This window comes from Pseudomonas sp. FP597 (assembly GCF_030687435.1).
Lineage (GTDB): Bacteria > Pseudomonadota > Gammaproteobacteria > Pseudomonadales > Pseudomonadaceae > Aquipseudomonas > Aquipseudomonas lactucae.
In genome coordinates this window covers 3,559,844-3,584,379 of the sequence record NZ_CP117432.1, presented here as the reverse complement: position 1 = coordinate 3,584,379, position 24,536 = coordinate 3,559,844, and the positions used below count along the sequence as shown (strand labels likewise).

General features: G+C 61.6%; 24 protein-coding genes. 10 read left to right on the top strand and 14 right to left on the bottom strand.

Annotated features, from left to right (window positions below):
* Positions 1 to 10 precede the first annotated feature (10 nt).
* Positions 11 to 1,066: an AMP-binding protein gene (locus tag PSH66_RS16400; RefSeq protein ID WP_003174260.1), complete on the bottom strand. Its 1,056-nt coding sequence runs from the start codon at positions 1,064 to 1,066 to the stop codon at positions 11 to 13.
* A 252-nt stretch (positions 1,067 to 1,318) separates the two neighbouring features.
* Here PSH66_RS16400 and xth point away from each other — a divergent pair, with 252 nt between their 5' ends.
* Complete coding sequence (gene xth / locus PSH66_RS16395; protein WP_003174258.1) at positions 1,319 to 2,113, top strand: exodeoxyribonuclease III; 795 nt, start codon at positions 1,319 to 1,321, stop codon at positions 2,111 to 2,113.
* A gap of 11 nt (positions 2,114 to 2,124) precedes the next feature.
* Here the strand turns inward: xth and PSH66_RS16390 are convergent, their stop codons facing one another.
* The 3 genes from PSH66_RS16390 to PSH66_RS16380 all read right to left on the bottom strand — a co-directional run bounded on the left by PSH66_RS16390 (position 2,125) and on the right by PSH66_RS16380 (position 5,060).
* Positions 2,125 to 2,661, bottom strand: coding sequence for an AAA family ATPase (locus tag PSH66_RS16390; RefSeq protein ID WP_003174257.1), 537 nt, complete (start codon positions 2,659 to 2,661; stop codon positions 2,125 to 2,127).
* Positions 2,658 to 3,221, bottom strand: coding sequence for a nicotinamide riboside transporter PnuC (gene pnuC / locus PSH66_RS16385; protein ID WP_141063950.1), 564 nt, complete (start codon positions 3,219 to 3,221; stop codon positions 2,658 to 2,660). The genes PSH66_RS16390 and pnuC overlap by 4 nt, the downstream gene beginning before the upstream one ends.
* Before the next feature lie 204 nt (positions 3,222 to 3,425).
* A complete protein-coding gene (locus tag PSH66_RS16380; RefSeq protein ID WP_003174255.1) occupies positions 3,426 to 5,060 on the bottom strand; it encodes a methyl-accepting chemotaxis protein in 1,635 nt (544 codons plus the stop codon).
* A gap of 232 nt (positions 5,061 to 5,292) precedes the next feature.
* Here PSH66_RS16380 and PSH66_RS16375 point away from each other — a divergent pair, with 232 nt between their 5' ends.
* Positions 5,293 to 6,123 carry an undecaprenyl-diphosphate phosphatase gene (locus PSH66_RS16375; RefSeq protein WP_003174254.1) on the top strand — a complete coding sequence of 277 codons (831 nt, stop codon included), beginning with the start codon at positions 5,293 to 5,295 and terminating at the stop codon, positions 6,121 to 6,123.
* Positions 6,120 to 6,503 carry a DUF1294 domain-containing protein gene (locus PSH66_RS16370; RefSeq protein WP_003174253.1) on the top strand — a complete coding sequence of 128 codons (384 nt, stop codon included), beginning with the start codon at positions 6,120 to 6,122 and terminating at the stop codon, positions 6,501 to 6,503. The genes PSH66_RS16375 and PSH66_RS16370 overlap by 4 nt, the downstream gene beginning before the upstream one ends.
* Here PSH66_RS16370 and PSH66_RS16365 read toward each other — a convergent pair.
* A complete protein-coding gene (locus tag PSH66_RS16365) occupies positions 6,492 to 6,848 on the bottom strand; it encodes an MmcQ/YjbR family DNA-binding protein (protein ID WP_305427225.1) in 357 nt (118 codons plus the stop codon). The genes PSH66_RS16370 and PSH66_RS16365 overlap by 12 nt on opposite strands.
* Complete coding sequence (locus tag PSH66_RS16360; protein WP_078733414.1) at positions 6,845 to 7,753, bottom strand: LysR substrate-binding domain-containing protein; 909 nt, start codon at positions 7,751 to 7,753, stop codon at positions 6,845 to 6,847. The genes PSH66_RS16365 and PSH66_RS16360 overlap by 4 nt, the downstream gene beginning before the upstream one ends.
* Positions 7,754 to 7,879: 126 nt before the next feature.
* Between PSH66_RS16360 and PSH66_RS16355 the strand changes: the two genes are divergently transcribed.
* Together PSH66_RS16355 and PSH66_RS16350 are read left to right on the top strand one after the other, a co-directional pair.
* Entirely contained in the window at positions 7,880 to 8,491 is a 612-nt protein-coding gene (locus PSH66_RS16355) for an FMN-dependent NADH-azoreductase (protein WP_003174249.1), read from the top strand.
* A gap of 211 nt (positions 8,492 to 8,702) precedes the next feature.
* Positions 8,703 to 9,740 carry a hypothetical protein gene (locus PSH66_RS16350; RefSeq protein WP_003174248.1) on the top strand — a complete coding sequence of 346 codons (1,038 nt, stop codon included), beginning with the start codon at positions 8,703 to 8,705 and terminating at the stop codon, positions 9,738 to 9,740.
* On the opposite strand, the gene PSH66_RS16345 is transcribed toward PSH66_RS16350, so the two are convergent.
* The 3 genes from PSH66_RS16345 to PSH66_RS16335 form a co-directional block, all read right to left on the bottom strand.
* Positions 9,734 to 10,909 (bottom strand): MFS transporter, encoded by a 1,176-nt coding sequence (locus PSH66_RS16345; protein ID WP_305427224.1) that lies wholly within the window; start codon positions 10,907 to 10,909, stop codon positions 9,734 to 9,736. The genes PSH66_RS16350 and PSH66_RS16345 overlap by 7 nt on opposite strands.
* Positions 10,910 to 11,072: 163 nt before the next feature.
* Positions 11,073 to 12,659, bottom strand: coding sequence for an ABC-F family ATPase (locus PSH66_RS16340; protein WP_078733410.1), 1,587 nt, complete (start codon positions 12,657 to 12,659; stop codon positions 11,073 to 11,075).
* Between the two features lie 142 nt (positions 12,660 to 12,801).
* Positions 12,802 to 14,040, bottom strand: coding sequence for an MFS transporter (locus tag PSH66_RS16335; protein ID WP_305429620.1), 1,239 nt, complete (start codon positions 14,038 to 14,040; stop codon positions 12,802 to 12,804).
* A 155-nt stretch (positions 14,041 to 14,195) separates the two neighbouring features.
* Here PSH66_RS16335 and PSH66_RS16330 point away from each other — a divergent pair, with 155 nt between their 5' ends.
* Positions 14,196 to 15,008 carry a bifunctional 2-polyprenyl-6-hydroxyphenol methylase/3-demethylubiquinol 3-O-methyltransferase UbiG gene (locus tag PSH66_RS16330; protein WP_305427223.1) on the top strand — a complete coding sequence of 271 codons (813 nt, stop codon included), beginning with the start codon at positions 14,196 to 14,198 and terminating at the stop codon, positions 15,006 to 15,008.
* A 138-nt stretch (positions 15,009 to 15,146) separates the two neighbouring features.
* On the opposite strand, the gene PSH66_RS16325 is transcribed toward PSH66_RS16330, so the two are convergent.
* Positions 15,147 to 15,530 carry a TIGR03067 domain-containing protein gene (locus PSH66_RS16325; RefSeq protein ID WP_003174241.1) on the bottom strand — a complete coding sequence of 128 codons (384 nt, stop codon included), beginning with the start codon at positions 15,528 to 15,530 and terminating at the stop codon, positions 15,147 to 15,149.
* A gap of 312 nt (positions 15,531 to 15,842) precedes the next feature.
* Here PSH66_RS16325 and lpxO point away from each other — a divergent pair, with 312 nt between their 5' ends.
* A complete protein-coding gene (gene lpxO, locus PSH66_RS16320) occupies positions 15,843 to 16,742 on the top strand; it encodes a lipid A hydroxylase LpxO (RefSeq protein ID WP_003174240.1) in 900 nt (299 codons plus the stop codon).
* Positions 16,743 to 16,760: 18 nt separating this feature from the next.
* Here the strand turns inward: lpxO and ligD are convergent, their stop codons facing one another.
* On the bottom strand, positions 16,761 to 19,253 hold the full coding sequence (gene ligD, locus PSH66_RS16315; RefSeq protein WP_305427222.1) for a DNA ligase D: 2,493 nt from the start codon (positions 19,251 to 19,253) through the stop codon (positions 16,761 to 16,763).
* Positions 19,254 to 19,277: 24 nt separating this feature from the next.
* Complete coding sequence (locus PSH66_RS16310) at positions 19,278 to 20,117, bottom strand: Ku protein (RefSeq protein ID WP_078733405.1); 840 nt, start codon at positions 20,115 to 20,117, stop codon at positions 19,278 to 19,280.
* A 184-nt stretch (positions 20,118 to 20,301) separates the two neighbouring features.
* On the opposite strand from PSH66_RS16310, the gene PSH66_RS16305 reads away from it, so the two are divergent.
* The gene (locus tag PSH66_RS16305; protein ID WP_042945775.1) at positions 20,302 to 20,616 is read left to right on the top strand and encodes a hypothetical protein; all 315 of its coding nucleotides are present in this window, start codon (positions 20,302 to 20,304) and stop codon (positions 20,614 to 20,616) included.
* A gap of 11 nt (positions 20,617 to 20,627) precedes the next feature.
* Positions 20,628 to 21,776 (top strand): PQQ-dependent sugar dehydrogenase, encoded by a 1,149-nt coding sequence (locus PSH66_RS16300; RefSeq protein WP_305427221.1) that lies wholly within the window; start codon positions 20,628 to 20,630, stop codon positions 21,774 to 21,776.
* Between the two features lie 68 nt (positions 21,777 to 21,844).
* Here PSH66_RS16300 and PSH66_RS16295 read toward each other — a convergent pair whose 3' ends face one another.
* Both PSH66_RS16295 and PSH66_RS16290 read right to left on the bottom strand, forming a co-directional pair.
* Positions 21,845 to 22,324, bottom strand: coding sequence for a nuclear transport factor 2 family protein (locus PSH66_RS16295; protein WP_003174233.1), 480 nt, complete (start codon positions 22,322 to 22,324; stop codon positions 21,845 to 21,847).
* 40 nt (positions 22,325 to 22,364) lie between these two features.
* On the bottom strand, positions 22,365 to 22,928 hold the full coding sequence (locus PSH66_RS16290; RefSeq protein WP_042944779.1) for a TetR/AcrR family transcriptional regulator: 564 nt from the start codon (positions 22,926 to 22,928) through the stop codon (positions 22,365 to 22,367).
* A 123-nt stretch (positions 22,929 to 23,051) separates the two neighbouring features.
* Between PSH66_RS16290 and pssA the strand changes: the two genes are divergently transcribed.
* Positions 23,052 to 24,395 (top strand): CDP-diacylglycerol--serine O-phosphatidyltransferase, encoded by a 1,344-nt coding sequence (gene pssA, locus PSH66_RS16285; protein ID WP_078824859.1) that lies wholly within the window; start codon positions 23,052 to 23,054, stop codon positions 24,393 to 24,395.
* Positions 24,396 to 24,536 lie beyond the last annotated feature (141 nt).

Below are 24,536 nucleotides of genomic sequence, written 5' to 3'. Positions count from 1 at the left end.
GGAGGGCTCGTCAGACAGTCTGGGACAGTAAGTGGTCGGTGGGTTCGTGGCGCGGCGAAGGCTCGTGCCAATGTCTGGGATCAACGCCCAGCGCGCCGAAGAATGCCGCGCTCTGCGCGCTCAGTGGCGGCCCCACCAGCAACGGCACGCGCAGGCGGCTCATGCCCAGTACATCGAGCAACGGACGACGCACCAGCCAGTGGCCCAGCCAGCGTCGAACGGGCGAGGACGTGGGCTGCATGGCCCAGCGGTACAGGCGATGGCTGAACGTCCCCGGTAGCGGCAGACGTTCAGCCACCCACTGTTCCAGGCGCCCGTAGGATTCGCGGGTGCCCAGCACCAGGGTCGGGCCCAGCTCGCGGCGGTCGGTGTCGCGGGTGGCCAGGGCTTCCGGGAAATTCAGGCGAAAGCCGGCGTGCAGCCAGGGCGCGAGCAGGTAGCGCGCCTGGCCGCTGGCGGCGAATACCCTGGCGGCGAGCGCTTCTTCGTCGCAGGTCAAGTGTTCACGGGTGATCAGGGTGCGGGCGCCGGCCAGCAATTGGGCATGGCTTAATTGAGCGGTGGTGTCTGTGTGATACACAAAGGCGAGGGCGCTGGTTTGCGTGGCGCAGGCGGGGACGGGAGCGTTGGTGGTCAAGTCGGCATAGGCGATCAAACCAGCGGTGTGCAGGCGATTCAGTCCGCGTCCGTCGAGGTACACCCGCACGCCGTGTTCACCAATTTGCTGCACCGCGTGCACATCTTCCGCCAGCACAAAAGCCGGTCGCAATTTGGCCAGCAGCGTGCGGTTGTCGCGCTCCGGGTCCAGCAACGTGACGCTGCCGCCCAGCCACTGCGCGGCCAATGCCAGCAGCAAGGCTTCGGGGCGCGCCTGGCTGATGATCAGCAGGTCATCGCTGCCACTGAAACCGCGCTGGTGCAGAGCAGCGGCGAGCCCACCGACATCGGCAGCCAGTTCGCTCCAGGTGCGCACCTGCCAGATGCCCAGACGCTTGTAGCGCAAGGCAACCGCTGAACCGCGGGTCTGGGCTTGGCGCAACAGCGCCTGGGGCAGGGTGTGGGGCATGGGGGCATCCTTCAGGGTTATATGAAGGTGATTGCACGCACCATGCCAGAGGAATAACTTGTTTTATTTCAAATGGATATGATCGTATTTGCGGCGCGGGGCTGTGTGGATTCAGCACAAGCTGTCCGGCGACTGTTGCTGCGCCAACACTCGCGCCGGCCCTGAGCGCCGCGATTCCACAGGGCATGCGTGGATGGAACATCTGTGCGCCTTCCAGGCTCTACCCAAAGAGCCCTGGAAGGATCCCACCCCATGAAAGCGCTGAAAATCGCCACCTTCAATCTCAACGGTCTGCGTGCCCGACTGCCCAACGTGCTGCAGTGGCTGGCGCGTGAGCAGCCCGATATCGTGTGCCTGCAAGAACTCAAGCTGCCGCAAAGCCTGTTCCCCTACGCCGACTTCGAAGCTGCCGGTTACGGTGCGATTTGCCTGGGCCAGGCGTCGTGGAACGGTGTGGCGATCCTGGCGCGGGATGCCCAGCCGCTGGAGAGCCGGCGAGGTTTGCCCGGTGATGACAGCGACAACCAAAGCCGCTATATCGAAGCGGCCGTGCACGGCGTGTTGGTCGGCTGCCTGTATTTGCCCAACGGCAACCCGCAACCTGGGCCGAAATTCGACTACAAGCTGGCCTGGTTCGAGCGGTTGATCGACTACGCCGGCGCGCTGCAGGCCAGTGAGCATCCCGTGCTCCTGGCGGGGGATTTCAATGTGGTGCCTACTGACCTGGACATCTATAACCCGCGCTCCTGGCTCAAGGATGCCCTGCTGCAACCCGAGAGCCGCGCCTGTTATCAGCGGCTGCTGGCCCAGGGCTGGACCGATGCGCTGCGGCATCTGTATCCGGATGAGCGCGTGTATACGTTCTGGGACTATTTTCGTCAGCACTGGCAGAAAAACTCTGGCCTGCGCATCGACCACCTGTTGCTCAACCCGGCACTCACGCCTTATTTGAAAGATGCCGGTGTGGACGCCTGGGTGCGTAACGAACCGCATGCCAGTGATCATGCGCCGACCTGGATTCAACTGGCTACGCGTAAAAAACGTTAAGGCCAGGACTGTCAGGCGTGTGAAGGCGCGACCAGCAACTGCTCCACTGCCGCGAACGCTTGGCTGCGGCGCGCTGCCCAATCTCCGCGAATCACCACCACCGGCTGGTGATGCTGCTGCATCCAGTCCAGGCTGCCCTGGAAAAACGCGCGACGGTCTGCCAGCTCCGGCTGACAGCGTTGACCGTCGGCGGTCCATTCGACGTCTTCGGGCGAGAGCAGCAGGTGCAGGTCGTAGTGGCGCGCCAGCAGCTCATCGTCCAGCCATGCCGGGTAGTCGCCGAACAGGGTCTGGCTCCAGAGTTTGTTGGTGAGCAGGTGGGTGTCGAGGATCAGCAGCCTGGGTTGCGTTGCACGCGCGGCGTCTTCCCAGGCCAGTTGGCCGAGGGCGATGTCAGGAATGTCCGCCAGGCAGGTGTCGCGCTGATGATGGTCGATGAAATAACGCACGTATTCGCCGACCATCAAGCCACCGAAGTGCGCGTGCAACTCAGCGGCGAGCCAGCTTTTGCCGCTGGATTCGGGGCCCGCCAGTACCACCACCTTCATGTGCGCAACGCCGGGTCGGCGCGCCATTCGCGCCAGCCTTGCACGGCGATCACGGTGAACAGTGCATAAAGCGCGGCGATGAGGTAGAGGCCCTTATAGAGGAACAGCCCGACAAAGATCACGTCCACCGCAATCCACAGCGGCCAGCACTGCAGGCGCTTCTGCGCCATCCACATTTGCGCCACCAGGCTGAAACCGGTGAGCGCGGCGTCGAGCCACGGTTGTGCAGCGTCGGTCCAGTGGGCCATGGCCGCGCCGAGCAACAAGCTGCCCACGGCGCCGACGGCCAGGCTGACCATGATCGCGGGCCAACCCAGGCGCGTGACCTGGCGCTCTTGCCTGACCTCGCCGGCGCGGGTCCACTGCCACCAGCCGTAGACTTGCAAGGCGGCATAGACCACCTGCAGGAGCACGTTGGAATAGAGTTTCACGTCGTAGAACACCCAGGTGTACAGCAGCACCATCACCAGGCCGATGGGCCAGCACCAGGGGTTTTGCTTGACCGTCAGCCAGACAGCGATCACCCCCAGGGCGGCGGCGAACAGTTCAAGCCCGGACATGGTGGATCCTTGGGAGAGTGGGAGAGGGCGGTGATTGTAACCAGAGGTCAGCAATCTTCAAAACGCTGGAGGGCAAATGTGGAAGGGGCAGTGCGATGATTCGACTTGCGCCCGAAGCTTTGCGTAGCTGCCGAGCCTCGCCAAGGCTCGGCAGCTACGGATTACCTATATCGGGGGCAAGCCCCTCCCACATGTGGAGCCGCATCAGACCTTGAATTGGCGCAGCAACCCGTCGAGCTGTTCACTCAAGCCGCGCAGCTGCGCACTGGCCAGGCTCGACTGTTCCGCCGCTATCGCCGTGCTGTGGGACAACCCCGCCGCCTCGGTAACGTTCTGATTGATATCTTCCACCACATGGGCTTGCTGCAGGGTGGCGCTGGCAATCGACGCGTTCAGGCCGTTGAGGTTGCGCAGGGCCTGGCCGATGGCCGTCAGGCTCGCACCCGCCTGGCCGGCTTGTTCGATGGTCAGCTGCGAAGCGCTGTGGCTGTCGCTGATCACCTTGACCGCCGCTTCCGAGTGGCCCTGCAGGCGCTCGATCATCAGCTGGATTTCGGCGGTGGATTTTTGCGTGCGCTGGGCCAGCAGCCGCACTTCGTCGGCGACCACGGCAAACCCGCGACCTTGCTCGCCGGCACGCGCGGCTTCGATCGCGGCGTTGAGCGCCAACAGGTTGGTCTGGTCGGCGATGGAGCGGATCACTTCCAGCACGCCTCCGATCTGCGTGCTTTCGCTGGACAGGGTGCGGATCACTTCCACGGCCTGGCTGATGGTGTTGGACAACTGGTCGATCTGCTGCAGGCTGCCGTCGATATTGACCTGGCCCTGCTGGGCCTGTGCTTCGGCTTCGCGCATTTCGCTGGCGGCGTGCTCGGCGTTCTTGGCCACGTCCTGCACGCCGTAGGTGACTTCGTTGATCGCGGTGGCCACCAACTCCATCTGCTGCGACTGTTGCTGGCTGCGCTCATGGGCCTGGCTGGCGTTGTTGCCCAGCTCCGTGGAGGACTCGCCCAGGGCGTTGGCGCAGGCCTGCAACTGGCCGACCACCTGGCGCAGCTTGGCCGTGAAGCTGTTGAAGTGCTGGGACAACTGGGTCACTTCGTCGCGTCCGTGGGTGTCGAGACTGCGGGTCAGGTCGCTTTCGCCGCTGGCGATATTGCCCATGGCATTCACCGCCGCCTGCAGCGGTTGCACGATGCTGCGGGCAATCAGGGCCACCAGCAAACCCATCACCAGCGCAATGCCCAGCAGGATGAACGACGCTTTCCATACCTGGGCGCTGAACTCGGCCTGTACATCGTCGACGTACACGCCAGAGCCGATGATCCAGCCCCAGGGTTCAAACAGTTGGATATACGAGGTCTTGGCCACTGGTGCTTCGGCACCCGGCTTGGGCCAACGGTAGTTGACGACGCCGGCGCCCTTGGCCTTGGCCAGGCTGGCGAACTCGTTGAAGATCGCAAACCCGTCCGGATCGCGGATCGCCGAAAGGTTCTGGCCATCGAGCTTGGGATTGGTCGGGTGCATGATCATCACGGGCGTGAGGTCGTTGATCCAGAAATAATCGTCATGGTCGTACCGCAGCCCGCGCACCGCGCTCAGGGCTTGTTTTTGCGCGGCGTCGCGGGTCATCACGCCGGTGGTTTCGAGGCTGTGATAAAACGTCAGGATGCCGCTGGCGGTCTGCACCACGTGTTGGGTCTGTTGTCTTTTGGCCTGGTAAAGGTCGTCATGAATCTGCTTGAGCATCAGCAGACCCAGGGCCATCAGCATGAGCACGGCGACTATCAGGATCAGCCAAAGGCGGCGGCTGATCGACATATTGCGCAAACTGTTCATCGTCCTGTCACTCCGGGCTTTTTATAATTGTGGGCGTCGCATCGACTTTTACGCCTTGTCTGATAGGCTTTCGGCCTGAAATCGTAAAACCTGAGTACTGCCTGATTTTTCACGAAATTTTGCAGGCCGGCGTTGATCATCATCAACGCCGGGCCATAAAACGCACGCGTCGTCAGTGAACCAATTAAAAGATCAACAAGGCATGCCACTGGGCATGACCTTTGGGGGAAGCATGGATTTTTGGACCGCCATTCAGGCATTGATTCTTGGGGTAGTCGAGGGGCTTACGGAGTTCCTGCCGATTTCCAGCACCGGGCACCAGATCATCGTTGCCGATTTGCTCGACTTCGGCGGCGAGCGCGCGATGGCGTTCAACATCATCATCCAGCTCGGCGCCATCCTGGCGGTGGTCTGGGAGTTCCGGCGCAAGATCCTGGACGTGGTCACCGGCTTGCCGACCCAGCGCAACGCCCAGCGTTTCACGGTCAACCTGTTGATCGCGTTCCTGCCGGCGGTGGCGCTGGGGGTGATATTCGCCGACCTGATTCACCATTACCTGTTCAACCCGATCACCGTGGCCACGGCGCTGGTGGTGGGCGGCATCGTCATGTTGTGGGCCGAGCGCCGCGCGCATGAAGTGCACGCCGAGACTGTTGACGACATCACCTGGAAAGACGCTCTGAAGATCGGCTTCGCCCAATGCCTGGCGATGATTCCGGGCACTTCGCGCTCCGGTTCCACCATCATCGGCGGCCTGTTGTTCGGCCTGTCGCGCAAGGCCGCCACCGAGTTCTCGTTCTTCCTGGCCATGCCGACCATGGTCGGCGCCGCGGTGTATTCGGGCTACAAGTACCGCGACCTGTTCCAGCCGGCCGATCTACCGGTGTTCGCCATCGGTTTTATCACCTCGTTCATCTTCGCGATGATCGCGGTCAAGGGCCTGCTCAAGTTCATCGCCAGCCACAGCTATGCGGCGTTTGCCTGGTACCGCATCGGGTTCGGCCTGTTGATCCTGGCGACCTGGCAGTTCGGCTGGATCGACTGGTCGGCCGCCAAGGCATGAATATCCAGCACCCGCGCTTGAAAGCGGTGATTTTTGCGTTGTTATGCGCGGCGCCGCTGTTGGGGTCGGTATTGGTGTGGCGGCGCGGCGAAACGGTGATTCCGCTGGCGGCCTATGGCGTGGTCAGTGTCATTGCATTCCTGCTGTACTGGAGCGACAAGCGCAAAGCCCAGACCGAGCGTTGGCGTACCCCGGAAAACATCCTCCACGCCGTGGAACTGGCGGGCGGTTGGCCGGGGGCGTTGATTGCCCAGCAGGTGTTTCGTCACAAGACGCGCAAGGTCTCTTACCAGGTGCTGTTCTGGGTGATTGTGTTGCTGCACCAGGTGTTCTGGCTGGACCAGTTGTTTCTGGGCGGCACCTTGTTGTCAGTCCTCTAGCCGCAAGCCGATCTGCGTGCGCTTGGGCAGTTTGCTCACCACCAGTTGGTGGGAGCGCCGCAGCAGGTCGCGCAACTCCTCGGCGCCCAGCGGGTAGGGCGTGTTCATGATGATCCACTGCGCACGCGCCAGGTACGGCGCGGGGTGGATGCCGGGGCGGTCCACGTGGCCCAGGAAAAGGTCCTTGTCGACCTTGAACGCCAACGAGTCGCCGCGCAGGCCCTGCAGGGCGAACATCTTGTTGCCGGCGATCGAAAACACCCGCACGCCACCCCATTTGTAGTCTTCCCGCGCGCCGGGCAGGCTCAGGCAGAACGTGGCGACTTGTTCTTCGGTCATTTTCATAGCAGGCGGTCTCCGCAGCTTTTAAAGCCTTCTTCCAGGTAATCGATCCAGGCGCGAATGGCCGGCAGCACGCCACGTCGATGCGGGTACACCGCCTGCAGCCAGCCGCCCGGCAGTGACCATTGCGGCAGCAGTTGCACCAGACGGCCACTGGCCAGTTCTTCTTCGCAATACATCATCGGCAGCACGGTGAAGCCCAGGCCCATGATGGCGCAGGCCTTGCGCACATTGAAGTCATCAACCCCCAGACGTGCTTCCATCACCAGGTCCTGGGGGTTGCCCTGGGGATCGAGAATGCGTTGGTGCACCATGCGATCCGCTTCCAGTGCGCCAAGTATCGGCAGCTGCTTGAGGTCGTCGAGGGTGCCGACCTGTCGTCCGTTTAAAAAGTTGGGGCTGGCAACCAGCACGGTCTGGGCCGGGCGCAGGCGCTTGGTGACCAGCAACGGGTCTTCGTCGCCCAGATCGCGCACGCGAAGGGCCACGTCGATACCTTCGGCGACCAGGTCGACACGGCGATTGACCAGGGTCATCTCCAGTTGCACCTGGGGGTAGGCGGCAAGAAACCCGGCGACCACGTCGGGCATCATGTTTTGCGCCAAACCCACCGGGCAAGTGACCCGCAAACGCCCACGCGGCTCACTGGACATACTGGCCACGGCTTCATCGGCCATCTCGGCTTCCAACAGCATCGCCTGGCAATGGCGCAGGTAGCGTTCGCCCACGGCGGTAAGGGTCAATTGGCGGGTGGTGCGTTGCAGCAAGCGTGCGCCCAGGCGTTCTTCCAGCTCGGCGATGCGCCGCGACAGTCGCGACTTGGGGATGCCCAGCAGCCGTCCGGCGGCCGCGAAACCGCCGGCTTCGACGACTTTGGCGAAATAGTAGAGATCGTTCAGGTCTTGCATACTGCTGCCTATTGTCCTGTCAGTAGGACAAACTATCGCATTTCAGGCGGCTTATCGACTATTGGATTGATGCGTAGGATCAACGCCATCAGATCGCCCTTGTCGATCCCACCTCGGAGATCCACCATGAAACTCTTGCACATCGATTCCAGCATCCTCGGCGACAACTCGGCTTCCCGTCAGCTCAGCGCTGGCGTAGTGAAAGCCTGGCAAGCCGCTGAGCCGGGTGTGGAGGTCACTTACCGCGACCTGGCCAGCGACGCCATCAATCACTTTTCCGGCGCGACCCTGGGCGCATTGGGCACCGCTGCCGAATTGCGTGATGCCGCACAGAAGCACGAAGCTGAACTGAGCGCCTCGTCGCTGGCCGAGTTCCTTGCCGCCGATGCCATCGTCGTCGGTGCGCCGATGTACAACTTCACCATCCCGACGCAACTCAAAGCCTGGATCGACCGCATTGCCGTCGCCGGCCAGACCTTCCGCTACACCGAAGCCGGCCCGGAAGGCCTGTGCGGCAACAAGAAAGTCATCATCGTGTCCACCTCCGGCGGCCTGCATGCGGGTCAAGCGTCCGGCGCTGCCCACGTCGACTACTTGAAGCTGCTGTTCGGCTTCCTTGGCATCACCGACATCGAAGTGGTGCGCGCCGAAGGCCTGGCCTATGGTGATGAAGTGCGCAACAAAGCCATGAGCGACGCCAACGTACGTATCAACGAAGAATTGTTCGCCGCAGCGTAAGACTTGTGTAAATTTGGCCTCTACTCGGTTTCAATCTGAGGTCGGGCGCCTAAACTCTGTATTCTGCTCGTCTGAACGCGAACGGAGTACGGAGTTTTTTCGTTTGTACGCTGTCTTTTCTGATGTGGCCCAGGTTGTGCAAGCATGGGTTCAATACCCTGGACTTTTCATTCGACATGTCGGTTCTCACGCAGCAAAGGTGGACGTCCCCATGATGCGTCTTTGTGCTGTTATGGTTCTCTCCCTGCTCGGCAGCCTGATTTCAGTGCACGCCGCGCCTGCGCCGCACCCCCATTGGAGTGTGGGCTTTCATCGCATGAGTTTTCTCGACCCGCTGGACTTGCAGCCGATGAAAGCCGTCGCGTTCTATCCTTCCACCGACGCCGAGCGCTCCACGCAATTGGGCGCCTATCGCGTCGCCGCCACCGAAGACTCCAAAATCGCCATCGGCCGTTTCCCGATGCTGATGCTGTCCCATGGCAACACCGGTACGCCACTGGCGTTGCATGACCTGGCCACGTCGCTGGCGCGCAAAGGCTTTGTGGTGGTGGCGGTGCTGCATCCCGGCGACAACTATAAAGACCACAGTCGCTTAGGCACGCTGAGCAACCTGTACGGCCGGCCGATCCAGATTTCCGAAGCCATCACCGCGACGTTGGCGGACCCGATGCTGTCGCCTTTCGTCGACGTCGATCAGGTGGGCGTTATCGGCTATTCCGCCGGTGGCGAAACCGCACTGATCCTGGCGGGCGCCAAACCGGATTTCGACCGCCTGCGTCGCTATTGCCAGGAGCGCCCGGAAGACCGCGACGCCTGCACTACCAAGGGCGAGTTGGTGATGGACCGCGATGACTTGCAACCGCAATCGGACCCGCGTATCCATGCACTGATGTTGATGGCGCCCCTGAGCCTGATGTTCGGTCGCCATACCCTGGCCGACGTGCATGTGCCAGTGCTGCTCTACAGCGGCGACGGCGACAAACTGGTCGCGGTGGACAAAAACGCGGCGGCCCTGGCGCGCAAACTGCCGCAGCCACCGGATTTCAAACTGCTGGCCGGGGCTGGGCACTTCGTGTTCATGGCCCCGTGCGACAGTGATCAACTGGCGGCGATGCCGGCCATTTGCACCGATGCCGATGGGGTTGACCGCGAAGGCATTCACCGTGACCTGATTTTCGAGGCCGGGCGGTTTTTTGCGCATACCCTCAGCGAACCTTCACGCGCCGGCCTGCAAACGGCTGATCAGTAGGCGCGGCGCATGAGCAGCAAGGTCAGGCCCAAGGCTGTGGCCGATAGCAGTGCCGCGCAAAAGAAGATCCAGCCATAGCCCAGGTTCAGCGCAATAAAGCCCATCAACGGCCCGGCAATCGCCAGAGCCAGGTCGAAGAACACCGCATAGGCACTCAAGCCCGCGCCCCGGCTGCTGTTGGGCACCTGCTTGATCGCTTCCACGCCCAGGGCCGGGTAGACCAGCGATAAACCGAAACCGGTCAGCCCGGCGCCGATCAACGCCACGCTGGTGGTGGGCGCCAGCCAGAGCAGCGCCAGGCCCAGGGTTTCGATGGCCATGCAGGCAATCGCTGCGCGAAACCCGCCAAAACGGCTGATCGCCGAGATGAATACCAGCCGCGACAGGATAAAACACACGCCAAATACCGTGAGGCAGTACGCCGCGCCGGCCCAGCCGCGATTGAGGTAATACAGGGTGATGAAGGTGGTGAGGGTGCCGTACCCGATTGACGCCAGGCACAGGCTGGCGCCAAACGGGGCGATACGCCCGAACACCGCCAGGAATGGCAGGCGCTCACCGCGTATCACCGGCACCGACGGCTTGTTGCGGATCAGCACCAGGCCCAACGCGGCCAATACCGTCAGCGCAATCCCCAGGCTGTTGTAGCCATAGTCGGCCACCATCACCACACCCAGTGGCGCACCCACGGCGATGGCGCCATACGAGGCGATACCGTTCCAGGAAATCGAACGCGCCGTGTGCTCGGCGCCGACCTGGCCCATGCACCAACTGATGGTACCCACGCCGATCAAGCCTTGGGCCACGCCCAGCAGCAGCCGTGCGACGATCAGAATGCCCAGGCTCAAGCCGGGCACGCTGTGCAGCAGAGTCGCGAAAAACGTCAGCACGCCACTGACCAGAATGCCCGCCAGCCCCAGCACGATCGCGCGCTTGGTGCCGACGTTATCCGACACGCGCCCGGCCATGGGCCGGCTGAGCAGCGTGGCCAGGTACTGCGAACCAATGGTCACCCCGGCCACCACCGCGCTGAAACCCAGTTGCTCATGCACATAGCCAGGGATGACCGCAATCGGCAGGCCGATGCAGATAAAGGCGATAAAGGTGTAGAAGACGATGGAGACGATCTGCAGGGTGATCGACAGGGAGGAGGGGACGGCGTTGGACATGGATATTCGTTCGCTGGCGGGCGGTGAGGGCATCATGGCAAGGGCTTGGGGGAAAAGGAAGCAGCCTAACTATTAATCACAGCGCTCAATCAGACGCAAAAAGCCCCGTCACAGTGGACAGGGCTCTATCTTGCTGCTTGTAGCTAACAGCTGATCGCTGTTCTTAAAACACCACGCCCTGGCTGCGCAGGTAGTCGTCATAGGTGCCGCTGAAGTCGATCACGCCGTTGGCGCTCAACTCGATGATGCGGGTGGCCAGGGACGATACGAACTCACGGTCGTGGCTGACGAAGATCAGCGTGCCTGGGTAGTTCTCCAGCGCCAGGTTCAGCGCTTCGATCGATTCCATGTCCAAGTGGTTGGTCGGTTCGTCCATGATCAGGACGTTCGGCTTTTGCAGGATCAGCTTGCCGAACAGCATGCGACCTTGCTCGCCACCGGAGATGACCTTCACCGACTTCTGGATCTCGTCGTTGGAGAACAGCATGCGACCCAGTGTGCCGCGGATCATTTGCTCGCCTTGGGTCCATTGGCCCATCCAGTCGAACAGCGTGACGTCGTCTTCGAAGTCGTGGGCGTGGTCCTGGGCGTAGTAGCCCAGTTCCGCGGCATCGGTCCACTTGATGCTGCCCGCGTCCGGCGTCAGTTCATTGACCAGGGTGCGCAGCAGGGTGGTCTTGCCGATACCGTTCGGGCCGATGATCGCCACGCGCTCGCCCGCTTCAACCTGGAAGCTGAAGTCCTTGAACAGCGGTTTGCCGTCAAAGCCTTTGGCCATGCGCTCGACGATGACCGCCTGGCGGTGCAGTTTCTTGTTCTGTTCGAAACGGATGAACGGGCTCACGCGGCTCGACGGCTTGACCTCGGCCAGCTGGATCTTGTCGATCGCCTTGGCGCGGGAAGTGGCCTGCTTGGCTTTCGAGGCGTTGGCCGAGAAGCGGCTGACGAAGGATTGCAGCTCGGAGATCTGCGCCTTCTTCTTGGCGTTGTCCGACAGCAGTTGCTCGCGGGACTGGGTCGCCACGGTCATGTACTCGTCGTAGTTGCCCGGGAACAGGCGCAGCTCGCCGTAGTCCAGGTCAGCCATGTGGGTGCACACGCTGTTCAGGAAGTGACGGTCGTGAGAGATGATGATCATCAGGCTGGAGCGCTGGGTCAGAATGTTTTCCAGCCAGCGGATGGTATTGATGTCCAAGTGGTTGGTCGGTTCGTCGAGCAACAGCACTTCGGGATCGGAGAACAGCGCCTGGGCCAGCAAGACCCGCAGTTTCCAGCCTGGGGACACTTCGCTCATCGGGCCGAAGTGCTGTTCCAGGGGGATACCCAGGCCCAGCAGCAGCTCACCGGCGCGGGACTCGGCGGTGTAGCCGTCCATCTCGGCGAATTCGGTTTCCAGCTCGGCCACGGCCATGCCGTCTTCCTCGCTCATTTCCGGCAGCGAGTAGATACGGTCGCGCTCGGCCTTGACCCTCCACAGCTCCTCGTGGCCCATGATCACCGTATCGAGCACGGTGAACTCTTCATAGGCGAACTGGTCCTGGCGCAGTTTACCCAAGCGCACGTTCGGTTCGAGCATGACCTGGCCGCCGGACGGCTCGAGGTCGCTGCCGAGGATTTTCATGAAGGTCGACTTGCCGCAACCGTTGGCACCGATCAAACCATAACGGTTGCCGGCGCCGAACTTGACCGAGACGTTCTCGAAGAGCGGCTTGGCGCCGAACTGCATGGTGATGTTAGCTGTGGAGATCAATTACTTTACCTATCAATGGGTTGCGAGCATGGCGGCAGGCGCCGTCAGGCATGCATCAACAGCGACATCAAGGCGCGAAACCCGGTCGCTGAGCAAAAAATGGGGGATGTGTGTTGGAATTTGGCGCGCATTGTCGCATATCTCAGGCGACAGTTGTATGGCACGCGAAAGAGGGGCGTTCCAACGTTTCCGGCATCGCCAGCCATAACAGCGCCAGCGCCACCGCCGCCACACCGGCCAGGGTCAGGAACGCTGCGTCGTAGCCGGCCTGTTGCACCACGAAACCGGCGAGACTGTTGCTCAAGGCCGCGCCCAGGCCAAACACTGTGGACAGCGCGCCGAGGCTCACGTTGAAGCGCCCGGTACCTTGGGTCAGGTCCTTGACGATCACCGGGAACAGCGCGCCGAAGACGCCCGCGCCGATGCCATCGAGCATTTGCACCGCCACCAGCCAGTAAGGATCGTTGGACAGGGTGTACAGCACGCCCCGTAGCGGCAGGATCATGAAGCCGACCAGCAACAACGGCTTGCGCCCCCATATATCGGCCTTGGCGCCCACCAGCCAGGCCACCGGCACCATCACCAGTTGCGCGGCAACGATGCACGCCGAAGTCAGCGGCGTGGCCATGTGCAGGTTGATCTGCGACAGCTTCTGACTGACCAGCGGCAACATCGCTGCGTTGGCCAGGTGGAACAGCGCGCAGCAGACCGCGAACAACAGCAACGGCCGGTTGGCCAGCAACACCTTGATGCCGGACGGCTGCTCATGATCGCTGTGATGAGCGGGATCGAAGCCTCGCGCCACCTCATGATCAATGGCTTTGGCCGACACGCAACTGACCGCGACGACACTGGCCACCGCCATAAAGGCCATCAGGTAAAACACCACCACCGGACCGAACAGGTACGCCAGGCCCCCGGCCAGCATGGCAGCCACGGCATTGCCGGCATGGTTGAACGTTTCGTTGCGTCCGGTACGACGGGTAAACGCGCGGGGCCCGGTGATGCCCAGGGAAATGGCGGATATCGCCGGGGCGAAGGCTGAGGCGGCGACGGCACTGGCCGCCTGGGTCAATGCCACCCAGCCGAACGAACTGACAAAGGGCAGCATCAGGCACGCGGCAGTGACCAGTAGCGCGGCCACCACGATCACCGCGCGTTTGCTGCGGGTGCGATCAATCAGTGCGCCCGCCGGGCCCTGGCTGATCAAACCGGCGATGCCGGCGAGCGTCATGACCACGCCGATGCTCGCGGGGTCCCATTGGTGCACCGCGAGCAGGTAGATCGCCAGATACGGGCCTAGGCCATCGCGAACATCCGCCAGGAAGAAATTCAGGCTGTCCAGCGACAGGGTGTTGCGCAGGTCGGAGTGGTGGGCCACGGCGATGTCTTCGGGAGGGGCGTTCAACGGCTGAGCGCTCATTGCGTAAATGACCTGCACGATTTGACATTAGTTTCACGCGCGCCAGGGTATTTTGTTCGACGAACAGGTGGCTTATGTTCCTTACTCGGTTTAGTGATTATCTGGAGACGCAAATGGACATGCCTTCGGCTCAAGAAGCAATTGCCTGCAACAAGGACGCCTGGAACCAATCCGCCAGCCTGCATAGAACCACCGAGACCTGGACCGCGCTGCAGAGGGCGGTCGGCAATCCCGAGTTTTCCTGCCTCGACGGCACCCTGACCGGCGTGCTGCAGGATATCGGCGTGGCTGGCAAGGACGTGATTCAACTGTGCTGCAACAACGGACGTGAAAGCCTGTCACTGTTTGGCCTCGGTGCGAGGTCGGTGGTGGGGGTGGATCAGTCCCGGGCGTTTCTCGAGCAGGCCCGCGAGTTGGCCGCACGCTCGCCCCACGATCCTGAATTTATCGAAAGCGATATCCATCACCTGCCACCGCGCCTGCACGAGCGCTTCGACATTGCCCTGGTGACCATCGGCGTACTCGGCTGGATGCCGGATGTGGCGCTGTTCATGCAGCATGTCGCCAGCACCTTGAAACCCGGCGGAGCGCTGGTAATGTATGAAACCCATCCGTTCCTCGAGATGTTCGATCCGAAGGCCGAAAACCCGTTGCAGCCTTCCAGTTCCTACTTTCAGCGCGAGCCTTTTGTCTTGCGCGAAGCCATTGTCTACGAAGGCCAGGCCGAGACCGCCGGGCCGACGTCCTATTGGTTCGTACACACCCTTGGGGACATTCTCAACGCGGCGATAGGCGCCGACCTGCAGATCAGCGAGTTGCAGGAGTATGCGCATTCCAATCGTGAAGAACTCTACGACCAGTACGAGTACCAGTCCGCGCAATTGCCGCTCTGCTTTACCCTCGTCGCGACCAAGCGGCCCGCCTGAGCCATTCATGCGCCCGAAAAAAAGCCCGCGAGGGAAGCGGGCCAAGGGATTCACTGGAGTAGGTAGGCTTTACCCTATCGGCCAGAACGTGAAGGCCTTGTGAAAAAAATGTCGCACGTTCGGATGACCTACCGCTCATTAACGTCTGACGAACGTCCGCATGGTCTGGCCCGGACCGGTGCTGAACCTGATTGGCCTGGGCATGCCCTCATCGGCAGCGATAAACACAAACACATCGCCTTCAAGCCGGTAACTGGCGGGTAACTCTTTGCCTGCGTCAGCGCCTATGGCGTCGATCCAGGTAATGCGCTTGGGGAAAGTGCTGCTGTCCAGGAAAAACCGACCCGCCAGCAGTACCTCGCCATGCACTGTCGTGACTTGGAAGCGATCGCCGGTAATCGTGGTGATTGCTCCGGGGGCGCTATGGGCGTCGGCCGGGTTCAGTACACCGTTGTCTTCAAGTGAGGTCTGCTCCCACGCACCTTGTAGGGCCTGGAAGTCTGGATCTGAAAGGGGAGGCATGAAAATCCTTTTCTGAGGTACGGGTGCTTTGACGCGTTATTGGCCGGTTGGCCGATTCAAATGGGTGAGGGCGCAGGGCCTGCTCCTCGCCGCTATCATCCTCTCGAATAGCCGCCGTAGACAGCTTTTCACAAATTTTGGCTAACCTTTGGTTACAAAATATGGCTAAATATGGGCCAATGCTCATGCACCGGTTGCCATCCAACCGGTCGTGCCGCCTGTGTGAATTGTGATTTCAGGTGCTGCTATTATCCTCGGCCGTTGTGGGCACGCAGGGGTAGCCTGTTTTCTTCTGACGTGTGACGAAATCCCTTGAAACTCATCATTGTTGCTCTCTACGTTGTCTCCATTGCGTATGTACACCTGCGTGGCCGGGTGCGACACACGCTGGGGCGCCAGCTCAGTGATCATTCGACCTTCCTGGCGCCGATCAACTGCTTTTTGTACCTGTTTTCCAAACTGCCAAGCCGGCCGTACCTGTCTCCCAGCGATTTTCCCGACCTGAGCCCTTTGCAGGAGCACTGGGAAGAGATTCGCCAGGAAGGCCAGAACTTGTTGCGCGCAGGCGAGATCAAGCGTTCACAGCAGTACAACGACGTGGGCTTCAACTCGTTTTTCAAGTCGGGCTGGAAGCGTTTCTACCTCAAGTGGTACGGCGACAGCCATCCGTCGGCCATGAAGCTGTGCCCGCGCACCACGCAGTTGGTGCAAAGCATCGGCTCGATCAAGGCGGCGATGTTCGCCGAGCTGCCGCCGGGCTCCAAGCTGGTGCGCCACCGTGACCCGTATGCCGGTTCCTACCGCTATCATCTGGGCCTGGACACGCCGAATGATCCGGGTTGCTACATCAATGTCGACGGCGAAAACTACTATTGGCGCGACGGTGAGCCGGTGATGTTCGACGAGACGTTCATCCATTACGCCGAAAACACCACGCAGCATAACCGCATCATTCTGTTCTGCGACGTAGAGCGGCCAATGAAATACCGCTGGGCGGCGGCGTTCAATCGCTGGTTCAGCCGTACCGTGATGGCTGCCGCCGGCTCGCCGAACGATGAGGGCGACAAGACGGGCGCACTCAACCGTGCCTTCACGCGCCTGTACAAGATCCGCTTGCGCGGCAAGGCGCTGAAAAAGCGCAACCGGACGCGCTATTACCTGGAGCAGTGGGTGATCTTCGCCGCCCTGGCGTTGCTCTTCATATGGATCTGAAACCGCTTCGGGCGCCTGTCACTGCGGTGGCTTGGCGCCCAGCTTGTCCCACATTTTCCTGCTGATTTTCTGCCGATTGGCATAACCCGCCCACGGGTCTTCCTTTAACGCCTGCAAGCGCTGCGTCAGGTTGGCAACGGTCCATTGCTGGCTGCCGCGCAACCCTTCCAATTCCCCACGACTGACCGGCACCGACACCGGCAACCCCGGCCGCGCGCGCACCGAATAGGCCGCCACGGTGCTGGCGCCGCGGGCATTGCGCAGGTAATCGATAAAGATCTTGCCGACGCGATTTTTTGGCCCGCTGGTGGCGGTAAAGCGTTCGGGCAGTTGTGCGGTCATGAATTGCGCGACGGCCTTGGCAAAGGCCTTCACCGTGTCCCAATCGTCGCGGCGTGCCAGCGGCACCACCAAGTGCAAGCCTTTGCCGCCGCTGGTTTTGACGAACGCCTCAAGCCCCAGTTCGTCGAGTACCGACAAGGTCAGTTGCGCCGCTTCCAGCATGGTTTTCCAGGGCAGCGCCGGGTCCGGGTCGAGGTCGAGGACAAACAGGTCCGGGGTTTCGATCTTGTCGGAGGTCGCCCCCCAGGTGTGCAGCTCGACGGTACCCATCTGCACGGCTCCCACCAGCGCCTGGGCGTTGTCGATTTGCATCAGGCGCGCATGACCGGGGTCCAGGGACGGGTCCAGTTGCCGGATGTGGGGAATTGCCAGGCGCTCGGCGTGTTTCTGGAAGAACTGCTCGCCCTCGATTCCTTCCGGTGCCCGCAGCAGGGACACGGGCCGTTGGTGCAGGAAGGGCAGGATCCATTCGCTGATGCTGTCGTAGAACTGCGCCAGTTGCTGTTTTTGCGTGCCGCTTTGCGGGTCTATCACGCGTTCGGGGTGGGTGATGTTCACGTTCTTGACCGGTTGCTTGTTCTTGAGGGATTTGGCCGCACGCGGCTGTTCATGCACGATCTGGGCGGCAGGCTTGTCGGTGCGCAGGCTGACGAATGCGGCCTGGCGCACCACGCCTTCGCGGGTCCATTCGGCAAATTGCACCTCGCCGACCAGCGTCGGTTCCACCCAGTGCACGCCGCGCGCCTGGGTACTGGTCAAGGTTTTTTGCAGGGGAGACGTTTTACGTTCCAGGGGCTGCAACTGTGCGTAAATGTTCTTCAGCGATGCCTGGTCGAAACCGGTGCCCACGCGACCGGCATAGACCAACCCTGACGCGTCATTCACCGCCAGCAGCAACGCGCCGAAGCCGCTGCGCGAGCCTTGGGGGCGCGTATAGCCGACGATCACGAACTCCTGGCGCAGGCGGCACTTGAGCTTGATCCAATCGCTGTTGCGACTGGACACATAGGGGCTGCCCAAGCGCTTGCCGATCACGCCTTCCAAAGCGAGGTCGCAGGCGCTTTCGAAGATATCCTGATGGTGCGCGGTAAAGGCTTCGGAGAACCGCAGCAGCTTGCTTCGACTACGACCCAGCGCGGCCTTGAGTGCCGCACGACGCTCCTCGACGGGCGCCTGGCGCAGGTCCTGCCCCTCAAGAAAGGGGGCGTCGAACAGGTAATAGACGATGTCCAGGCTGCGGCCGATATCGAATGCATTCTGCAGCGCCTGGAAATCCGGCAAGCCATCGCCGTTAAGGCTGACTACCTCGCCGTCGAGCCAGCTGTCCTTGAGTTTGAGCGCTTGCAGGGCCTTGGCCTGGCGCGGCAAGCGGTCGGTCCAGTCATGGCCATTGCGCGTGAACAAACGTACCTCGCCGTCGCGGATGCGCGTCAGCATGCGGTAACCGTCGAACTTGACCTCGTACTGCCATGCCCCTTCGGGGGCGCGGTCAACCAGCGTGGCCAACTGCGGGGTGAACTCCTCGGGCAGGGCGGTGGTTTTTTTGCTGGGCTTTGGCTTGGCTTTGGCTTTGGGCTTGGCTGTGGTCCGGGCCTTGGGCGTGTCGATGGTGGCTTCGCTGAGCACGCTGTTCGGTTCGGCCTCGACAATGTCGTAGTCGCTCGCGGGGCGAGCTTGCTGGTCCTTTTCCTTGATCAGCAGCCATTGCTCCTTGTCGCCGCTGCCCTTGAGGCGGGTGCGCACCAAGGCCCAGTCGCCGGAGAGCTTTTCGCCGACCAGGGTGAACTTGAGTTTGCCGGCGGCGTAGGCCTTATGGGGATCGTCATGGGGTTGCCACACGCCCCGGTCCCACACAATCACGTCCCCGGCGCCGTATTGGCCTGCCGGGATGCTGCCTTCAAAACTGCCATAACTGAGCGGGTGATCCTCGACATGCACCGCCAGGCGTTTGTGGCTGGGGTCCAGGCTCGGGCCCTTGGGCACGGCCCAGCTCTTGAGCACGCCGTCCAGTTCCAGGCGAAAGTCATAGTGCAGGTGGCTGGCATCGTGTTTCTGGATCACGAAGGACAGCGCCGACGCCTTGCGTTTACGCGCGGATGCCTCGCCCGAGGGTTCGGCGGTGATCTCGAAATCGCGTTTGCGGTTGTACTCACTCAGGGGCTTTGCCATAGGATTCTCCAGGCACCGGCAGGCTCAAGAGGCCTTTTTCGAGGATTTCTTCGCGGCGGTTTTTTTGGCCGCCGGTTTGCCTGCCAGGCTGCGCTTGAGCAGTTCGGTCAGGTCGATCACGTCGGCCGATTTGCGCTCGTCGCTGCCCTCCTGGGACTCCACGTCTTCGATCTTGCCGGCCTTGGCCTTCTTGGCCACCAGCGCCATGATCTTGTCCTGGAAGCTGTCGCGATACTCATCCGGCTGCCAGTCGGCACTCATGTCTTCCACCAGGCGCTTGGCCATGTCCAATTCGCCCTTGGCCAGGCTGGGCTTGGTCACATCGCTGCCCAGTTCCAGTTCATCCAGGCCGCGGACCTCGGCGGGCCAGCGCAGCATGACCAGCACCAGGGCCGACTCCAGCGGCATCAGCGCCGCCAGGTGCTGCTTGGTGTGCAGCACGACATTGGCCAGGGCCACCTTGCGGGTTTTCTTCAAGGTTTCACGCAGCAGTGCATACACCTTGCCACCGCGTTTATCCGGCGCGAGGAAGTAAGGGGTGTCGATGTTCTGCAGCGGGATCTGGTCGCTGGCCACAAAGGCGATGATCTCGATGGTCTGGGTGGATTTGGGATGGGCTGAGCGGATTTCTTCTTCGCTGAGGATCACGTAACGGCCTTTTTCATAGGCCACCCCCTTGACGATGTTCTCCTTGGTGACCTCCTTGCCGGTGGTCTTGTTGATGCGCTTGTAGCCCACCGGGTCCATGCTGCGTTTGTCGAGCCAGTCGAAATCCACGCCTTGCGAAGACGTGGCCGATACTAGCGACACCGGGATATGGACCAAACCGAAGCTGATAGCGCCTTTCCAGATTGCCCTTGGCATGCGTGCGATTCCTCTGTCAGAGCCTGTGTTCTGGTGACTCGGAGGCTGCGGGAAAAGTTTCCCCGAACGGATACGCGGACAGATTGTGTTACACCTGATGAGGAAGTATTTAGTTACCAAAGCCGAACCCTGGGCGTAGCGTGTTATCGAAAGCACGTATTTTCCGTTCCAGAGAGGCATTGTCATGAACACTGCTGTGCGTCACCTTGCGGCACTGGCCTTAGGCCTGGCACTTGCGGGCGCTGCCCAGGCGCAGAACCTGCCCGGCAACAATAACGGCAACAACGGCCCCATTCACCGCGCCAACCCCAACAGCATGCAGGGCACACAGCCCAGTGCGCCGGCGGTTCGCGGGATTCAGACCGGGCCGACCACACGCACACCGACCCTGGAAAACGGCGGCATCGGCAATCGCTACCCCACGCGCGATGCAGCGCCCAGCCGGCCGGCCACCGAAACCAAAGCCCCCACTTATGATGCCAACGGCAATCGCCGGTAAGGACGCGCCTTATGTTTCTACGCAAAACCCTGCTAGCCGTTATCTGTGCAACCAGCATCAGCGCCGTTTACGCCGCCGATGCCCAACAGTTCCCGAGCGAACAAGGCAGCCTTTCCGTCACGCCGATCGCCCAAGGCCTGGATCATCCCTGGGCCGTCGCGTTCCTGCCGGACAGGCAAGGTTTTCTGGTGACTGAGCGTCCCGGCCATCTGCGGTTCGTCAGCCCGGACGGCAAGCTCTCCGCGCCGTTGAGCGGCGTCCCGCAGGTGTGGGCCAAGGGGCAGGGCGGCTTGCTGGATGTGGTGTTGTCGCCCGATTTCAAGGAAGACCGCATGGTCTATCTGTCGTACGCCGAAGGCGGCGGCAAGGGCGGCACGGCCGGCACCGCGGTGGGTCGTGGGCGCCTGGCGAGCGACCTCAGCGGCTTGACCGATTTCAAGGTGATCCTGCGCCAGGAGCCCAAACTGTCCACCGGCAATCACTTCGGTTCGCGCCTGGCGTTCGACCGTGATGGCTACCTGTTCGTGACCCTTGGCGAAAACAATGACCGGCCCACCGCCCAGGACCTGGACAAGCTGCAAGGCAAAGTCGTGCGGATCTTCCCGGATGGCCGCGTGCCGGATGACAACCCGTTCGTGGGCCAGGCAGGCGTACGCCCGGAAATCTGGTCCTATGGCCAGCGCAATCCTCAGGGCCTGGCATTGAACCCCTGGAGCGGCACGGTATGGGAAAACGAACATGGGCCTCGGGGTGGCGATGAAATCAATGTGATCGAACGCGGCAAAAACTATGGCTGGCCGCTGGCGACCCACGGCATCAACTACTCCCTGACACCGATTCCCGAAGCCAAGGGCAAAACCGTTGCAGGCACGGTAGAGCCGCGTCATGTGTGGGAGAAATCACCGGGTATCAGCGGCATGGCGTTCTACGATGCCGATCGCTTCAAGCCGTGGCAGCACAACGTCTTTATCGGCGCGCTCGCCAGCCAGGAGCTGATTCGCTTGCAGTTCGATGGCGACAAGGTCGTGCATGAAGAGCGCTTGCTGGGTGGGTTGAAGGCGCGGATTCGCGATGTGCGGCAGGGGCCGGATGGGTTTTTGTATGTGCTTACGGATGAAGATAACGGCGCGCTGTATCGGGTCGGTTTGAACCAGGACTAGTCTGCGTCGGCAATCCATAACCGGAGAGCGATCCACCTGTGGGAGGGGCACTGCCCCTCCCGCAGGTTTTACAGGCCCAGGTCGGACAGCCCCGGATGATCATCCGGGCGGCGGCCCAAAGGCCAGTGGAACTTGCGTTCGCTTTCCTTGATCGGCATATCGTTGATGCACGCAAAGCGGTGGGCCATCAGGCCGTTCTCGTCGAACTCCCAATTCTCATTGCCATAGGAGCGGAACCAGTTGCCCGAGTCGTCGTGCCATTCGTAGGCATAGCGCACCGCGATGCGGTTATCGGTAAAGGCCCACAGCTCCTTGATCAGTCGGTAATCCAGTTCCTTGGCCCATTTACGCGTGAGGAAACCCTTGGCTTCTTCGCGGTTATGCGCGAACTCGGCGCGGTTGCGCCATTGCGTGTCGAGGGTGTAGGCCAGGGATACACGGTGTGGGTCGCGTGAGTTCCAGCCGTCTTCGGCCAGGCGCACTTTTTCGATGGCCGATTCACGCGTGAACGGCGGGAGGGGCGGGCGTGTTTCTGGGGTGGATGACATGTCATGACTCCTGTTAAGAAGAAGTTGCGCCAGCGTGCGTTCACAGTCCCAATAACGTTTGCGCCATGCATTGCGCATTATCAGCGGCTGTTGAATCGCCCATCACTAGGGCAACGGTGATGGCGCCATCGATCAGGATCAGCAAGTGCGCGGCCTGCCGTCCGGGGTCGGGGGTGCCATGTGCAGTACAGAGTTCGAGCAGGTACTCGAACAGCTTTTGTTTGTGGGCCTTGGCCAGCAGGCGCACCGGGTCGTTCGGGTTGCCGGTTTCACCACTGGTGTTGATGAAGGCGCAGCCGCGGAAATCCGCCGAGCCGAACCAGGTTTTCAAGGCGGCGAATACCGCCAGCAAGCGTGCGCCGCTGCCGTCGACCTGTTCGACTTCGCCACGCAGCCAGTGCATCCAACGCCCATCGCGGCGTTGCAGGGCGGCAATCACCAATTCGTCTTTATTGGCGAAGTAGCGGTAGATACTTTTTCTCGAGACGCCGGCGGTTTTCACCAGTAAATCCATGCCGGTGGCGGCAATGCCATGGCGATAGATCAACTTCTCGGTGACGTCGAGGATAATGTCGCGGGTTTCATTACTGGGCATGTCGTTCATGCTTAATACAGTAGAACGATCGTTCTTCTTTGTCGATAAAATTTTCCATGCCCGGTAGCGAGACCTGAGCAGGCTCATGGTGTAAGCTCGGGCCCTCTTCGGATTCGACCCATTGCGAGCCTTATGCCGTCGTTCTTCAAACGCTCCCTGCTGCCCAAGCTACGTGGTTTTCCAGTCACACCCGAAGCCATTGAGGTGCTGTCCGGCGCCGATGCTTATCGGCGCTGCCTGCTGGAAAAAATCCCCCAGGCCACCCGGCGTATCTACATCGTCGCGCTGTATTTGCAGCAGGACGAAGCGGGGCAAGAGATCTACGACGCCCTGCACGCGGCCAAGGCCGCGCGGCCGCAGCTGGATATCGTCGTCGTGGTCGACTGGCTGCGCGCCCAGCGCGGGCTGATCGGCGCCGGCAAGCAGCCGGGCAACAGTGCCTGGTACCAGGCCATGACCCAGAGCCACGCCAGTGAAGTGCCGGTGTACGGCGTACCGGTGCAAACCCGCGAGCTGTTCGGCGTGCTGCACCTCAAGGGCTTTGTGATCGACGATACCGTGCTGTACAGCGGTGCCAGCCTGAACAACGTGTACCTGCACAAGTTCGACAAGTACCGTTTCGACCGTTACCACCTGATCCACAGCCAACCGTTGGCCGACTCCATGCAGCACCTGGTGGAGCATGGCCTGGTGGCATCCAAGGCGGTGCACCGTCTCGACCTGCCGAACCCGCCCACCACCCGCAGCCTGCGCAACGACATCGGCGACCTGCGCAGCCGTCTCAAACACGCGGCCTACGACACCACGGCCGGGCAACTGCCCAATGGCCATTTGTCGGTGAGCCCTTTGCTGGGCGTCGGCAAGAACAACCCGTTGAGCCGGGTGATCCTGGAGCTGATCGCCAGCGCCCAACAGCAACTGACCCTCTGCACGCCATACTTCAACCTGCCGCTGCCGGTGACCCGCGAAATCAACCGCGCCCTGGCGCGCGGCGTGAAGATCGACATCATCGTCGGCGACAAGACCGCCAACGACTTCTATATCCCGCCCAGCGAGCCGTTCAAGGTCATTGCGGCATTGCCGTACCTGTACGAAATCAGCCTGCGCCGTTTCGCCAAGCGCCATCAGGCAATGATCGACAGTGGCCAACTCAACCTGCACCTGTGGCACGACGGCGACAACAGCTACCACCTCAAGGGCATGTGGGTCGATGAGCGTTACACCTTGCTCACCGGCAACAACCTCAACCCTCGAGCGTTCCGCCTCGACCTGGAAAACGCCTTGCTGATCGATGATCCCAAGGCCCAGTGGCTGGCGCCACGGCGCGCGGAGCTGGCGCAGATTTTCCAGCACGCCACGCGCATCGGCGGCTACCAGCAGTTGCAGACCCTGGTGGACTACCCACCCGCAGTCGGCAAATTCCTGCGCCGGGTCAGTCGGGTGCGGATCGAGCGCTTGCTGTACCGGATCCTGTAAATTTTCCCACTGGTGGCGGCGCCGCATTCCCACTTGAGGGGCAGAAGTATCCGATAACCTGTTCATAGACAGACTTTCTAGAGTGCCTCCCATCCGTTCAGGGATGGGCGGGTTAATCCTTCATGGGTCAATCCGAAAGAG

Excerpts from the sequence above, each read along its gene's own strand:
- PSH66_RS16400 (WP_003174260.1), bottom strand. The coding sequence starts at position 1,066 with ATGCCCCACACCCTGCCCCAGGCGCTGTTGCGCCAAGCCCAGACCCGC.
- xth (WP_003174258.1), top strand. The coding sequence starts at position 1,319 with ATGAAAGCGCTGAAAATCGCCACCTTCAATCTCAACGGTCTGCGTGCC.
- PSH66_RS16390 (WP_003174257.1), bottom strand. The coding sequence starts at position 2,661 with ATGAAGGTGGTGGTACTGGCGGGCCCCGAATCCAGCGGCAAAAGCTGG.
- pnuC (WP_141063950.1), bottom strand. The coding sequence starts at position 3,221 with ATGTCCGGGCTTGAACTGTTCGCCGCCGCCCTGGGGGTGATCGCTGTC.
- PSH66_RS16380 (WP_003174255.1), bottom strand. The coding sequence starts at position 5,060 with ATGAACAGTTTGCGCAATATGTCGATCAGCCGCCGCCTTTGGCTGATC.
- PSH66_RS16375 (WP_003174254.1), top strand. The coding sequence starts at position 5,293 with ATGGATTTTTGGACCGCCATTCAGGCATTGATTCTTGGGGTAGTCGAG.
- PSH66_RS16370 (WP_003174253.1), top strand. The coding sequence starts at position 6,120 with ATGAATATCCAGCACCCGCGCTTGAAAGCGGTGATTTTTGCGTTGTTA.
- PSH66_RS16365 (WP_305427225.1), bottom strand. The coding sequence starts at position 6,848 with ATGAAAATGACCGAAGAACAAGTCGCCACGTTCTGCCTGAGCCTGCCC.
- PSH66_RS16360 (WP_078733414.1), bottom strand. The coding sequence starts at position 7,753 with ATGCAAGACCTGAACGATCTCTACTATTTCGCCAAAGTCGTCGAAGCC.
- PSH66_RS16355 (WP_003174249.1), top strand. The coding sequence starts at position 7,880 with ATGAAACTCTTGCACATCGATTCCAGCATCCTCGGCGACAACTCGGCT.
- PSH66_RS16350 (WP_003174248.1), top strand. The coding sequence starts at position 8,703 with ATGATGCGTCTTTGTGCTGTTATGGTTCTCTCCCTGCTCGGCAGCCTG.
- PSH66_RS16345 (WP_305427224.1), bottom strand. The coding sequence starts at position 10,909 with ATGTCCAACGCCGTCCCCTCCTCCCTGTCGATCACCCTGCAGATCGTC.
- PSH66_RS16330 (WP_305427223.1), top strand. The coding sequence starts at position 14,196 with ATGGACATGCCTTCGGCTCAAGAAGCAATTGCCTGCAACAAGGACGCC.
- PSH66_RS16325 (WP_003174241.1), bottom strand. The coding sequence starts at position 15,530 with ATGCCTCCCCTTTCAGATCCAGACTTCCAGGCCCTACAAGGTGCGTGG.
- ligD (WP_305427222.1), bottom strand. The coding sequence starts at position 19,253 with ATGGCAAAGCCCCTGAGTGAGTACAACCGCAAACGCGATTTCGAGATC.
- PSH66_RS16310 (WP_078733405.1), bottom strand. The coding sequence starts at position 20,117 with ATGCCAAGGGCAATCTGGAAAGGCGCTATCAGCTTCGGTTTGGTCCAT.
- PSH66_RS16305 (WP_042945775.1), top strand. The coding sequence starts at position 20,302 with ATGAACACTGCTGTGCGTCACCTTGCGGCACTGGCCTTAGGCCTGGCA.
- PSH66_RS16300 (WP_305427221.1), top strand. The coding sequence starts at position 20,628 with ATGTTTCTACGCAAAACCCTGCTAGCCGTTATCTGTGCAACCAGCATC.
- PSH66_RS16295 (WP_003174233.1), bottom strand. The coding sequence starts at position 22,324 with ATGTCATCCACCCCAGAAACACGCCCGCCCCTCCCGCCGTTCACGCGT.
- PSH66_RS16290 (WP_042944779.1), bottom strand. The coding sequence starts at position 22,928 with ATGAACGACATGCCCAGTAATGAAACCCGCGACATTATCCTCGACGTC.
- pssA (WP_078824859.1), top strand. The coding sequence starts at position 23,052 with ATGCCGTCGTTCTTCAAACGCTCCCTGCTGCCCAAGCTACGTGGTTTT.